Source organism: Rhizobium sp. BR 317 (genome assembly GCF_047445835.1).
Classification (GTDB): Bacteria; Pseudomonadota; Alphaproteobacteria; order Rhizobiales; family Rhizobiaceae; genus Rhizobium; species Rhizobium paranaense.
In genome coordinates this window covers 141971-155653 of record NZ_JARWLB010000008.1, presented here as the reverse complement: position 1 = coordinate 155653, position 13683 = coordinate 141971, and the positions used below count along the sequence as shown (strand labels likewise).

Here is a 13683-nt window from a genome sequence, read left to right as displayed (position 1 = left end):
TCGGAGAAGCCAGGATGTCTGATACGATTACGACGCTCGATGCTCTCAAGGAGCATCTGTACCTAGCAATGCAATTGGAACACGCAACGATCCCACCCTATTTGACGGCACTTTATTCGATCAAGCCGGGCACCAATGTGGATGCCGTCCAGGTCATTCGGGTGGTCGCGGTCGAGGAAATGCTACATCTGACGATCGCGGCAAACCTTTTGAATGCCATCGGCGGAACGCCTGATCTTACGAGGCCGGGATTCGTGCCTTCCTATCCCGCTCATCTTCCCGATGGTGAAACCGATTTCAAAGTGCATCTGGCGCCGTTCAGCAAGGAAACGCTTGCGATCTTCAAGAAGATCGAGCGTCCTCGCCTCGCCCCCGGATCCCAAAAGCTCGTCAAGCGCCTCTACCGCGGAAGCGTAACGGTGCTTGGGAGGTATCCGGGCGCCGACGACATGCAATATTACAGCATCGGCGATTTCTATGCCGCCATCGAAGACGGAATCGATCGTCTTGAAAGGGAAGCCAAGGCTGCCGGCAGGACCATCTTCATCGGGGATAGCAAACGCCAAGTCACATCGGAATATTACTATTCCGGCGGCGGCGAGCTCTTTCCCGTCATCGATATCGAAAGCGCAAGGGCGGCAATACGCCTGGTGATGGAACAGGGCGAGGGTGCCGGCGGCGGCATCTATGACCATGAGAGAGAACTCGCGCATTACTACCGCTTCGACGAGCTGGACAGAGAGCGCTATTACCAGCCGGAGGACGCGCCCGGCCATCCGACCGGCCCCACCTTCAGCGTCGATTGGAATGCGGTTTATCCGGTCAAGACCGATCTGAAACTCGGGGACATCGACAGCAAGAAAAGTCCGGAACTCTACGAGGCCGCGCTTTCGTTCAACCAGACCTATGCGCAGTTCCTGGAGCAATTGACGCAAGCCTTCAACGGCCAGCCGCAGTTGCTGCTGCAGGCTGTGCCCAGAATGTTCGAATTCAGGAATCTGATGGGAGACCTGATCCGCAATCCCTTGCCCGACAGCGGCGGCCACTATGCGATGGCGACGTTCGAGATCGGCGACAACCAGGTGCTCCGCACCGCAGCGATCGAGGAGGCCGAGGCATGACTATCGAAGATCCGCACCGCTTTCTTGCCTTCTCGACGGAGGTAACGGCCTTTGGCACCTTCGAATTATGGGCCACGGGCCAGGTCGAAGCCTACCTCGCGACCGTCAATGGCGCGATTGGCGACGCGATCCTGAATGAACTGCTTTCCGACTACGAAAAGATCTGTCTGCAGACCGAAGGCCAAGCTGCGTCCGAGCGAAAGGCGCGTCTGCGCCGAGAGATCTTTGGTAGCGAGAAGCTTGGCCCGGTCGCCCGCAATATCATCAAGCTCTGGTACGTCGGCACTTGGTACGGACTGCCGGGCGCTTGGTGCGAGGCGTTCGGTGCGAGGCCGAAGGACGTGACCTTCGTCGTATCGCCCGCCGCCTATACCGAAGGCCTGATGTGGAAGGCAATCGGCGCCCATCCCGCGGGCGCGAAGGCGCCAGGCTACGGTTCATGGGCCTCCCCGCCACGGATTCCGGAATTCGCGGGCGAGGCTGCAATTGCGCAAGTCAAGGAAGTTCAAGTCAACCACAACGAAGGATTGGCAAGATGAGCACCCAAACTCCCCCTCTCTCCCCCGAAAAAGTCTGGCTCGGCATCACGCCGACGCTCTGGTGGAACGACGACTTCATCAACATCGATATCGGCATTCCCTTCGAACAATGCATCAGTGAAATGGCGCTCGCCGGCTATGTCGGCTGCAGCATTGGCCATAAATACCCGACCGATCCCAAGGTCCTGAAGGCGGCACTTGAGTTGCGTGGTTTGCGTGTTTCGGAGCCATGGGTCAGCACCTATTTCACGATTGAAGCCATGAAAGAGCAGACGATCGCGAACGTCCGCCAGCAACTCGCCTTCCTGGAGCAGATGGAACGCGGCAGCACGGACCCCAGGAGAGCCGATCTCGTGGTGGCCGAGTTCGGCCATGCGGTCAATCCGCTGCCATTCGCGCTATTCCCGAACTGCCCGACGCTGACAGACGGACAGTGGGGTCGGTTGGTGGACGGTCTTCATGAGATCGGCAGGATTGCCAGGGAGGAAGGTCGGCGTCTTTGCTATCATCCACATCTCGGGACCGGCGTGATGATCACTTCGGCCGTCGATCGCCTGATGGAAAGGACCGATCCGGATATCATCCATCTGTTGTTGGACACTGCCCATCTTGCCGCCGCCGGCGTCGATCCATTGGCTGTCACCAAGAAATATGCCTCTCGGATCAAGCACATTCATCTGAAGGATATCCGCGCCGACGTCGTGAACCGCGTTCATTCCGAAGGGCTCTCCTTCCAGTCGGCCATCAAGGCCGGCATATTCACCGTTCCCGGCGACGGCTCGATAAAGACCTTCCCGCAAATCCTGACGACGCTCGCCGAAGCGGATTTTGCAGGCTGGCTGGTGATCGAAGCCGAGCAGGATCCGGCGAAGGCCAATCCGCTCCGCTACGCCAAGATGGCGCGTGCCTATCTGCACGAGACGCTTGGGTGGTAGCGACGATGGACAAGGGCGCAAAAAAAGAGATCCTGCTGAGCCTGTTCATGTTTACGGCGGACCTGCGGCCGAATGATCGGGCCTATACCCAAACCCTGATCGATCACATCAAGGCCCTGCTCGCCATGGGCTACGACGGCTTCGACCTGCCGATCGCCGCGCAGCAGATGGACGATCATCAGGCCGAGATCGACAGTTATGCTCGTTTCAGGCAGGCCTTGGACGCGGCCGGCCTGGAAACGGTACGCTTCACGACCAATGTCGGGACGACGCGGACCTTCGATCCCACATCGCCTTTCCGGGAGCAGAGGGAAGGCGCATTGGCCTATTTGAAGTCCCGCGTCGACATCACGTCGATCCTGGGCGGCAAGACCGTCATGGCCGGACCGATCGTCTTTCCATATGGCGTTTTTCCGACGCTCGATTCCGGCACGCCGCTGTGGAGCGATGCGCTGCAGGATTGGCTTGAACCTCGCTACAAGCTGGCGCGGCCGATTATCGAGGAGCTTGCCAGCTATGCGGAGAAGAGGGCCGTCAAGCTCGCGATCGAGCCGGTGGACCATTGGGAAACACCGGCGCCGAACATGGTCTCGGATGTTTTGGGTTTCCTGGAAGGGGTAGCCAGTTCCCAGGCGGGCCTGACCATCGATAGCGCGCATGTGGTGCTTGGAAGCAGCGGGCCTGCGGCTTACCAGGCCGACTTGCGCACCACCGTGGCGCAACGCCGTCTGAATTACATACATATTTCCGCGCCTGACCGGGGTGCGTTGAGGGATAGCTGGATCCCCTGGGAAAGCTTCCTTGCTCCGATCCTGCCGGTCTATGACGGCCCGTTCCTGATCGAGGTCTTCAACGCAATACCAGCTTTCCTCGGCGGCCTGCATCTCACCCGCCGCAAATTCTGGATTCCGGGCGAGGACCAGCCCGTGGCCGGCCGACCCAGCGCCTATGACGTTGCCCGCGACGGTCTGGAAACCGTCCGGGAGGAATTCGCCAAGCTTAAATATCTTTCGGCGCTTTGAAGGACAGGTGACGACGATGAACGACATAGAGCCTTCCGCACTTCACATGAGAGGGGCGACCACGTTGCGGCGCGTCGCGACCTCGCAAAGGGTCACCGCCGATCGGCTTGGCGACCTGGCGGATCTTCCGGGGTTCTGGGAAGGGACGGGTTTCAGCCTAATTGCGCGTCCTGATCATTCCGGTCGCAGCGAAAACGGCATCTTCCTGCAACTCAATCTGTTGCATGAAACGATCGAATTCACCTCAATCGGATCCCCGGTCTTCAATCGCGGCAGCGAGCAAGGCGATATCGCCATTTATGGCGTCACCTATCTGCACCGCGTCACGGACGGCACCAATGGCGGCGCGTTGCATATCGAACCCGGCATGTGGCTGACGATCCCGGCGACCACGGCGCCAAAGGCCGATGCGACCATTGCGAGGTTGGGTACGATTCCCCACGGCAATGCCTTCTGCACAGTCGGTTTCGTACAGCATGCCACGTTCGACAAGGTGCCGGAGATTCCGCCGGCCAATACCATACCCTTCGCTATTGGCGGTGAGCCGCCGGCGTCCGACAGCAAGAATCCATATCCCGAATATGATCTTGCTGTTCCAAGCCAATTCCGCACAAATCCCGTCCCTCCAGGCATCACTCAGGCACTGATCGACGATCCCAATCAGGTGCTGCGGGATACCTTGAACCATCAGGTCTTCGAGCAGGGTCAGACCATCAAACAGATTACACGGTTGATAACCTCCACGGCCGGCGGCATCGCCAACATCCCGTTCATCACCACCAATGCCAATACGCTCGATCTCGATTCCGTCTTTGCCATCGAAACCATCGTCGACAATCTGGGGAACGAGTTCCTGCAATTGCAATACTCGCAGACCGGCTTGCTGAATTTCAAAGGCAAGAGCTTTCCGCATGTGACGGTCGGAACATTGATCAAAGCATTTTAGGCGGGTTTGGTGGGTTGGTGTGGTCCGGTTGGCACCTGTTCCGCGCCACCATTCGTCCCCAGCCAATCCACAATCGGCGCGATAAGCGTCAACATAGTGACACATTTTACGGTTGTTCTTCGTATTCTATCAACGGCCGCCTAGCCACGAAGCATATAGTCCTACGATGCAGACATCTTCGATATCGATTTTTAATTTTTCCACGCTCGCATTTCCGGAAAAGGATCGGTTCCACGCATGGGTGCGGGACAATCATTGCGATTGCAGGTTACGGAACGATAGTCCAGTTGCCTTTAACGCAGAGGCAACCGGGGCCACTCTGGGTCCTCTCATCATATCGGGCAGGAAGTGGCTCAATCAGGGTCGGGCGCCCGCATACGAAATCCGCAGAACCGAAAGACTTGCCCGTACCGACGGCCACGACTTCTTCCGGTTCAGTCTGATGTTGAGAGGTCGATTGATTTGCTGGTCGACAGATCAAAGCCCCACCAAATCCGCTGGCGATCTGTTCGTCGTCGATGCTGCGCAAATCAATGAATGCTTGGTCGAGGCGGACGACACAATTTCCCTTTTGGTGCCGCGGCATCTCCTGCCAGGAAGAACGGAGCTTCTGCACGGGCATACGCTGTCGGGCGGCATGGCAAGTCTTCTGGGAGACCACATGATTTCGCTGTACCGAAATCTTTCCAATCTGAAACAGCAAGACATTCCCTATATCGTTCAATCGACCATGCAGCTTGTGACCGCTGCTGTGTCTTCGGCCCCGGATGTGGCGCCCGAGGCGGGCAATGCCGCGCGCGATCTGCTGCTCGGCCGAATCCGGCGCTACATCGACGGGCATTTGCTGGAAGCGGATCTGACGCCCGATCGAATTTGCCGGGATGTCGGAGTGTCGCGGGCGAAACTCTATCAACTGTTCGAAAATGATGGCGGCGTCATGCGGCAGATACAGCGCCGGAGATTGTGGCGTGCTCACCATACGCTGGCAGACCCCAACCACGCTCGACGCCACATAGCCGAGATTGCCTGGAGCCACGGCTTCTCGAATGAGAAATATTTCTATCGACTGTTCAAGGCCGAATTCGGCCACACGCCGAAGGAAACGCTGGAGAATATGCTGGGTCGCAGCCTACGGCTTGAACAGGGAGTTCCCCATTCCCATCAGCAGGAAACCAACAGTCCGGCAGGTTGGACATTGCCGTTCGGCGTGCCCAGCTAGGTGCGTTTCAGCCTGACGTCGATATCGGGTGGCGTTCGGAAGCGGCCCTCACCGAAGAAAGTGGATATACGGTCGTGAGTGATGAGGCGACGTCTCTACCTGGGCTTCGACGGAAAAAACGTTTCTCAGAAGCTCTTCCGTCAACACGACGTCCGGCGCACCGAACGCGACGATCTTGCCTTGCTGCATGATGATCAGTTGGTCGCAGAACATGGCGGCGTGGTTCAGGTCATGCAAAGCGATGATGCTGGTAACCGGAAGGTCGCTGACAAGCCGCATCAGGCTGATTTGATACTGGATATCGAGATGATTGGTCGGTTCGTCGAGGATCAGTTCCTGCGGGGATTGCGCCAGGGCTCTCGCCAGGTGCGTGCGCTGTTTTTCGCCACCCGATAGGCTCTGCCAGCGATCATTGCGTTTCTCCGTCATCCCGGCGCGTTCGAGCGCACCTTCGACAGCCTTTTCGTCGGCTACGGTCCAGCCCGAAAACATGGACAGGTGCGCAAACCGGCCGAGCTTTACGACATCGATGACCCGCAGATTGGTATTGGTCGTGGCGTGCTGTTCGACAAAGGCGACGCGCCGGGCGATCGTGCGCCGGCCGATCGTGGTGATATCCTTCTGGTCGAGGGTGATGCGGCCGGAATGTGGTCGCTTCAGACCAGCGAGAAGACGGAGAAGCGAGGTCTTGCCGGAGCCATTCGGCCCGAGCAGGCCAAGCATCTTGCCTGGCTGCGCCTCGAATGAGACGCCGTCAAGAATGGTCTTCTTACCAATTCTCCAGACGAGATTATCTGCCTTGATGGTCATGACGCACGCTGGAACCGGTAAAGAATGATCGAGAAGATGGGCACGCCCACGAGCGCTGTGACGACGCCGATCGGCAGGACCTGATGCGGAACGAGGACACGCGACGCTATGTCCGCGAGCACCATGAGGATCGCGCCCGCTACGGCGCAGGTCGGAAGCAGACGAATATGCAGCGGCCCGACGAGAAAGCGCGCCGCATGCGGCACTACGAGGCCGAAGAAACCGATCGAGCCCACGATGCTGACGATCGTCGCCGTCATCATTGCCGTCAGAACGAAAAGTGCGATCCGCGCCCTCGCGACATTGACACCGAGCGAGGATGCCGCCTCGTCGCCGAAGGCAAAGGCATCCAACACGCGGGCATAAAGCAGGCAGGCGACGAGCCCGAAGCCGACGACGATCGACACCAGGATGAATTCCGGCCACCGCACGCCGCCGAAACTGCCGAGCAGCCAGAACATCACATCGCGGGCTTGCTGCGCATTGCCCGATGTCGTCACGATATAGGAGGTCGCAGCATTGAAAAGCTGCGATGCGGCGACACCGGCAAGGATGGTGCGGTCGGCGCCGCCACGTGTGCCGTTCGACAGCAAGGCCACCAGGAGGAAGGCCGCGAAGGCGCCGGCAAAAGCCCCGGCAGATAGGGATACCGCCCCGGCGCCGACGCCGAGGATGACAATCGCAACGGCGCCGGTAGATGCGCCCGCCGAGATGCCGAGAACATAGGGTTCGGCAAGCGGATTGCGCAGCAGCGCCTGCATGATCGCTCCCGAGAGTGCAAGCCCTGCGCCGCAGAAGACAGCCACCAGCGCCCGACTGAGACGATAGTCCCAGATTACCGCCTCATGGATATTGTTGAGTTCTACCGCCGTCCATCCCATTCGATTGGTAACGGCGGAGAAGGTGGTGACGAGCGGGATCGGCAGATCGCCGATCCCGACGCTAATCCCGACGACGAGACCGATGGCAGCGAACGAAGCCAACAGCAGCAAGCCGAAGGCGAAAAACCGCTGAAGAGGGCGACGCGTATCGGTCACTTCAGAAAACCAAGCGCCTTCAGCTGGTCCGCCACCTGTTCGGCACCGTAGACCGTTCGAACCGTCGGGTTCATGGCTTGGCCGTCGATGACCACGATCGCCTTGTTCTTGACAGCCGAGCTTTGGCTGACCGCCGGATCGGTGGTCAAGAACTTAATCTTGGCGTCGGACTTGTCGAGTTCCCAACGGTTGCGGTCGAGATTGGCAACGACGATGACGTCCGGATTGGCGGCAATGATGCTTTCCCATCCGAGCGTCGGCCATTCCGCTTCCGCAGTCACCGCGTTATACCCGCCGAGCAGGTCGGCGATGAAGCCGGAAGCGGCATTCTTGCCGCCGAGATAGGCGTCGGCCGACGGGCCGGGGCTCGAGAACCAGAAGACGTAGGAGAGGTTCTTGCCGTCTTTCGAAACGCTGGAGCGAAGTGCTGCCTCGCGCGCCTTGAAATCGGCAATCAGCGCCTGGCCGCGATCGGCGACGTCGAAGATCTGCGACAGCTCGTCGATTTCCTTGTAGAGAAGGTCCGTGTTCCATAGCTGAGCGCGGCTGCCATATTGGTCCTTGACCTCTTTGGTGCTGAGGCAGGTGCTGGGCGAAAGGTAGGTCGGGATGCCGACCTTGTCGTAGTCCTCGCGCTTGGCAACTTTGCTGCTCGGCCCCATCAAGCTCGGCAAAGCTGCTGCCACGAAATCGGGATTCTCCGCGAGGATGGTTTCGAAGGTCGGGAATTCGACCGTCAGCAGCTTCACCTTGGCATTGGCTTCGGCAAGCTGCGGCAATACCTTGCTCGGCCAGAAGGCTGTGCCGACCATCTTATCCTGAAGGCCCAATAGCAGCAGGATCTCCGCGCTGTTCTGGCCAAGGCCGATCGCCCGGTCGGGCGCCTTCTGGAAGGTCACCTGCACGCCGCAATTTTCAATGGTCAGCGGATACTTCGAAGCGGCGAATGCCGAGGCACCGCTGAAGCTGAGCGCGGCGCAGAGGCCGGAAATGGCGAGAAATGATTTCAATAGGGTCACAAGAAAGGTCCTGATTGTTCTGTAGCCGGAAGGGCCGGGCGTAAATGCCGGCGGTATAGCCCCTGAGCGGCGTCAAAAACAAGAGCGTTTCAGTCATATTTTTTAAGGCTGTCGAAAACTGCCGTCAGCGCGGGTGCGACGGCGAGCGCAATCGCCATGGAAAAATGCTTCCTTCGCCGCGAAACATTTCTGATACAATTGCAGCGCGTATTTGAATGGCAACCATTCTTGGCAATGGGGTGGGACGCATGACCCTGGATTTCGAAGCGATCTTCAAACGGGAGCTGGATGTCGTCAACTTCCGGCGCCAGTCACTTCAGAATGGCGGCGTGGAAGCTGTGCGGGCCGAGCGCCATTCCACAACGGAAGGCGCGGGGAATGCGAGGTTCCACATCCCCCGCCATGCGGCGAAACTTTCGCAGGACCATACCGGCGCGGGCAAACGTGGCACCGTCCGAATTGAGACCGGCAGCAACCTGACCGGGCTTGCGTTTTCCGGCGGCGGCATCCGCTCTGCCGCCTTTTGCCTCGGCGTCTCGCAAGCGCTGGATGCGCTGACGCATGATGGCGAGCCGCGTGTCTTCGACGCCTTCGATTATCTCTCTACGGTGTCCGGTGGCGGCTACATCGGTACATCCATCGTCTCAGGCATGATGCAGGAGCCCTATACCTTCCCCTTTGCCAGCAAGCTCGATTCCCAGGAAACGCCGGAAATCCAGCATCTGCGAAACTATTCGAACTTCCTCGTCCCAAACGGAACGATCGACTATCTGACGAGCTTTGCGCTTTTGATGCGCGGATTATTCGTGAACGCGCTGATCGTCCTGCCCGCCCTGCTTCTGCTTGCCGTGTTTACCGTCGCCTGCAATCCCCGTTCCATCGATCTCGGGCAGCCTGATATTATCGGCTTTCCACTCAGCCGCGGTTGGCTTCCCTTCATCACCGTCAAGGGCTTGGAAGCATTCACATTGACGATCAATGTTACCGTTGTCGTCCTGGCCTTGATGTTCGTCAGCGCGATCGCAACCTCCGTGACGTTTCAGACCAGCCGGCTGATGACGCGCGAGCGGCTTGCATGGATCCTCGGCTGGCTCGTCGCAGCCATTGCCGGCGCCTTTCTCATCGAGCTGCAGCCGCTCATCCTCAGCGGCATGTTTGCTGGGGCAACGACCACTACGCCCGAAATCGCCGGCCTCGAAAACGGCGGCATGAAGAGCGTTCTTCTGGCGATCGCGCATATCGTTCCATCGCTTGCCAGCGTTCTGCTTCCAGCAGCTCTTGTGTTGATAGGTGCGGCGCAGAAGCTCGCGAACATCGCAAGAGCGACCCTCGGAGAGGCAACCTGGACGGCAACGCTAAAAAAATACGCGAGCCGTATCGCCCTCTATCTTTCGGCCTTTGTCGTGCCGCTGCTGCTGTGGGTTTCCTATCTCTATCTCAGTTTTTGGGCGATTACGCCCGTAGCCGAGCTGGCTTCCGCTCCTCCGCCTGATCCCGTTGCTCCGTCTTGGCTTTCTGCTGTGTCTGCCCTTGTCACAAACCATATTCCTGCCATCGGGAGGCTCGGCGAGATCGGCTCGCTCTATCTCTGGGTCGCCTTGCTGCTCGCCTTCATCTGCCTCTTCATCGGGCCCAATTCCAACTCGCTGAACCAGCTCTACCGGGACCGTCTCAGCCGGGCTTTCCTGTTTGAGCGCGTGCGTCTAGGAAGCGGCAAGCCGTCTGTCGATGTCGACCGTTGGAAATTCTCGTCGTTGAAGCAGTTCAATGCCAAGGGAGGCATTTGGAACAAGGGAGCGGCCTATGCGCCTTATCTGCTCGTCAACACGACAATCAATTTGATCGCGTCGAAGGCCCTCAACAAGCGCGGCCGCAACGCCGATAATTTCATCTTTAGCCCGTTGTATATCGGTAGCCAAGCAACGCGCTACGTGGCGACGAAGGAGATGGAGGACGCCGTTCCGTCGCTCAGCCTTGCGACGGCGATGGCCACATCCGGTGCGGCGGCGTCGGCGAATATGGGAAACCATACCGTCCGCATATTGACCTTCAGCCTTTCCTTGCTGAACGTCCGCCTCGGCTATTGGCTTGCCAATCCGGCAAAGCTCGGCGCGTTGCGCCATTGGCCGAACCGATGGTGGTCGAATTTCGGGACTTGGTACTTTGCCAATGAAACCGCCGGTCGCTTGGACGAGAGGAGGCTGAACGTCTATCTGACCGACGGCGGCCATATAGAAAATCTCGGCATATACGAATTGCTACGCCGCCGCTGCAAAGTTATTCTCGCCATCGATGCCGAAGCCGATCCAAGCATGACATTTGAATCCTTCGTGAAACTCCAGGTCATGGCACGTATCGACCTCGGCATACGCATCGAACTCCCCTGGCGGGACATCCAGAAGAGAGGCCTGGACGTGACCAAGGAGATGGCAGCGAAGATAGGTGCGCCGGCGAGATTCAAAGGACCCCACGCCGCCGTTGGCATCATAGAATACGGCGAGGACGAAAAGGGCATATTGCTCTACATCAAGTCATCGCTGACCGGCGACGAGAACGATTACATCATGGACTATAAGAGGCGGAACCCGACCTTTCCGCACGAGACGACACTCGACCAATTTTTCAGCGAGGAGCAGTTCGAGGTCTATCGCGCGCTCGGCTTTCACGCCGCTCAGCACTTTCTGAGTGGGACCGATGAATTCGCGCAGCCATCGACTTTACCAGCCGGCTGGAGTGATGAGCTTGTCGCGGCACTCGCGTTGCTGAATGTTCCGCCGCAGCTGCGCGCCGCCTTCAGCGCGCGGCTTTAGGTAGTGGATATACGATCACAAATTGTTTTAGGAATCTCGTTACCCATTGTTATGACCGAGAAAAAGCAGAAGCCGTTCGGTACTGTTTCCTTGCGGTAATCTGAGGTTGAAGTTTATTTCAAAATGCGCAAAGATGGCCTGGACGATGAGAGGTGGCGCGATTACCCCACCAAATGGCAGTTTCGTTCGACAGCATATTTCAGCTTCGGTTGCTTGGATTTCACGCGCGAAATGCGGCGGGTCTCACCAAGCAGGTTTGGCCATTATATAGATATTTTCTAATATTTTCGGGACTTGAATGCAGGAGCAGTGTCTTTCCGCATTGACAATGTAGTTGAGAATTAGACGCGTCGGTTAGTCTGTGCGTTTGGAGGGCATTCTCGATGAGAGTCTACGAGGCGATCGTGAAGGCGCTTGAGGGAGTAGGGGTCGGCGCCGCTTTCGGCGGAGCAGGCGAAAATGCCGCCGGTCTGATGCTTGCCCTCAAACATTCCTCGATAAAACCCGTCATCACTCGCCACGAACAGGCGGCTTCCTTCATGGCATGCGGATATGCCATGCATTCGGATCGCTTGGGCTTTTGCTTTGCGACCGCGGGGCCGGGCGCCTTCAATCTGTTTTCCGGATTGGCCGTTGCCATGTCGGACTCCTATCCCGTACTGGCCGTTTCCGGATACGCCTCCCTCGATTGGAAGGGGAAGGGCGCCTTGAATGAAACCTCCGGCGTCAGTCGGACTCCGGATTCCCAGGCGATGTTTGCGGCCACCACGAAGAAGTCATTTCTACTGACGGATGCCGCCAAGACCTGTGACGTTGTCGAAGAGGCCGTCAACCTGGCCTTCGACGGCCGCCCCGGCCCGGTGCACATCCATGTTCCGGAAAACCTAACGCATCATGGCGTCTCCGTTGACAACTACCGCGACATCAATCTTGAGCGACGGTCGGTGATGCCAGACGCGAAAAGGGTGAGTGAGGTTGCCGAGCTTCTGGCGGGTGCCGTTGCTAAGGGTAAAAAGATCTTGGCGTTGATCGGCTTCGGTGCCGTTCGCAGCAGTGCCGGACCGGAGTTGACGGAACTGCTGGAGCGCTACCAGATCCCGTTTGCGACGACGCTCGATGGAAAAGGCATCATCTCGGAGCGTCATCCTCTCTCAGTCGGCGTGTTCTGCGACAGCGGCCACAGCGCCGCCTGGAAGGCTTTCCTTGAGGCCGATGTGATCCTTGCGGTGGGGAACTCTTTCGCGCAGCATGCCACTTTCAATTTTCGCGATGATCTTCTGACCGGCAAGACGCTGATCCATATCAACATCGACATCGGCGAAATAGACAAGGTCTACAAATCCGATGCCGCAATCATCGGCGATGCGAAACGCGCGGTCGCGGCGCTCAACAAGGAAATATGGCCGAAGGTCGAGGCCGTGCCGTCGAGACCCGCCGAGGGGCGCGACTATGACGCGGAGCGGATCGTCCATCTCCTGGCCGACATTCATCCTGGCCAACTCGCCCAGGCCGTCTCCAAGCGTCTGCCGCCGAATGCCATTATGCTTGCAGACGCCGGCGCACATCTTGCCTGGCTCGGCTATTATCTGGAGCTTTCACCGGGGCAGTTCTTTCGCAAGCCTGGCGGGTTCGGGCCGATGGCGGGGCATGTCAATGGTGCGCTTGGCGCCAAATGCGCCAATCCTGACCGTCCCGTGATCGTCGGCTGCGGCGACGGATGCTATCTGCTCTCGGGCTTCGAGCTTCTGACCGCCGTTCAATACGACATCCCGGTCATCTGGATCATTTTCAACGACGGCGAATTCAAGCTCATCAAGCTTTATCAACTCGAAGCCTATGCGGAATCGGGTTTGGTCGAATTCGGTAATCCGGATTATGTCGCCTATGCCAGGGCCTGCGGGGCGCTGGGATATAGGGTGGAGACGATCGAGGAGTTCGAAAGCGCCTTCGAAGAGGCGCTCGCACTTCGTAAGCCGGTGATCATCGACGCCCACATCACACGACTTGCGCTACCGCATTACAGCCCGTCTCCGAAAGGGCTTCTGTCCGGTATCGCGGAAATGGTCGAGAATCGGATTCTCCCGGGTCGGGGCACGCAATAGCCACTTTGTTCGTCGGCGCAATGCGCCGAAATCGAAAGCGTTTCCCTGTCGCATCGCGGACGGCGCAGGGAAAACGGGGATCGTCCGCCGCATTTCAATCCTATGCATTCCCATCGATGCGAT

The 13683-nt window shown here is 58.5% G+C and carries 11 protein-coding genes; 8 read left to right on the top strand and 3 right to left on the bottom strand.

Annotation, left to right across the window (positions count from 1 at the left end):
* Window positions 1-14: 14 nt before the first annotated feature.
* From QD357_RS15035 to QD357_RS15010, 6 genes are all read left to right on the top strand, one after another.
* Window positions 15-1121: a ferritin-like domain-containing protein gene (locus QD357_RS15035; protein ID WP_183938456.1), complete on the top strand. Its 1107-nt coding sequence runs from the start codon at window positions 15-17 to the stop codon at window positions 1119-1121.
* Window positions 1118-1660 carry a hypothetical protein gene (locus tag QD357_RS15030; RefSeq protein WP_414124529.1) on the top strand — a complete coding sequence of 181 codons (543 nt, stop codon included), beginning with the start codon at window positions 1118-1120 and terminating at the stop codon, window positions 1658-1660. Before QD357_RS15035 ends, QD357_RS15030 begins: the two co-directional genes overlap by 4 nt.
* Complete coding sequence (gene iolE / locus QD357_RS15025; protein ID WP_183938458.1) at window positions 1657-2595, top strand: myo-inosose-2 dehydratase; 939 nt, start codon at window positions 1657-1659, stop codon at window positions 2593-2595. The genes QD357_RS15030 and iolE overlap by 4 nt, the downstream gene beginning before the upstream one ends.
* 5 nt (window positions 2596-2600) lie before the next feature.
* Window positions 2601-3617 carry a sugar phosphate isomerase/epimerase family protein gene (locus tag QD357_RS15020; protein ID WP_183938637.1) on the top strand — a complete coding sequence of 339 codons (1017 nt, stop codon included), beginning with the start codon at window positions 2601-2603 and terminating at the stop codon, window positions 3615-3617.
* Between the two features lie 16 nt (window positions 3618-3633).
* Window positions 3634-4563, top strand: a complete 930-nt coding sequence (locus tag QD357_RS15015; protein WP_183938459.1) for a heme-binding protein — start codon at window positions 3634-3636, stop codon at window positions 4561-4563.
* A gap of 112 nt (window positions 4564-4675) precedes the next feature.
* A complete protein-coding gene (locus QD357_RS15010) occupies window positions 4676-5782 on the top strand; it encodes a helix-turn-helix domain-containing protein (RefSeq protein WP_414124528.1) in 1107 nt (368 codons plus the stop codon).
* A gap of 48 nt (window positions 5783-5830) precedes the next feature.
* On the opposite strand, the gene QD357_RS15005 is transcribed toward QD357_RS15010, so the two are convergent.
* The 3 genes from QD357_RS15005 to QD357_RS14995 are packed head-to-tail and all read right to left on the bottom strand — an operon-like array spanning window position 5831 to window position 8648.
* On the bottom strand, window positions 5831-6592 hold the full coding sequence (locus QD357_RS15005; RefSeq protein ID WP_414124527.1) for an ABC transporter ATP-binding protein: 762 nt from the start codon (window positions 6590-6592) through the stop codon (window positions 5831-5833).
* Complete coding sequence (locus QD357_RS15000) at window positions 6589-7629, bottom strand: FecCD family ABC transporter permease (protein WP_414124526.1); 1041 nt, start codon at window positions 7627-7629, stop codon at window positions 6589-6591. Before QD357_RS15000 ends, QD357_RS15005 begins: the two co-directional genes overlap by 4 nt.
* Window positions 7626-8648, bottom strand: coding sequence for an ABC transporter substrate-binding protein (locus QD357_RS14995; RefSeq protein WP_414124525.1), 1023 nt, complete (start codon window positions 8646-8648; stop codon window positions 7626-7628). The genes QD357_RS15000 and QD357_RS14995 overlap by 4 nt, the downstream gene beginning before the upstream one ends.
* A gap of 248 nt (window positions 8649-8896) precedes the next feature.
* Between QD357_RS14995 and QD357_RS14990 the strand changes: the two genes are divergently transcribed.
* Window positions 8897-11458: a patatin-like phospholipase family protein gene (locus tag QD357_RS14990; protein WP_414124524.1), complete on the top strand. Its 2562-nt coding sequence runs from the start codon at window positions 8897-8899 to the stop codon at window positions 11456-11458.
* A gap of 383 nt (window positions 11459-11841) precedes the next feature.
* Entirely contained in the window at window positions 11842-13560 is a 1719-nt protein-coding gene (locus QD357_RS14985; protein ID WP_414124523.1) for a thiamine pyrophosphate-binding protein, read from the top strand.
* Window positions 13561-13683: the final 123 nt, after the last annotated feature.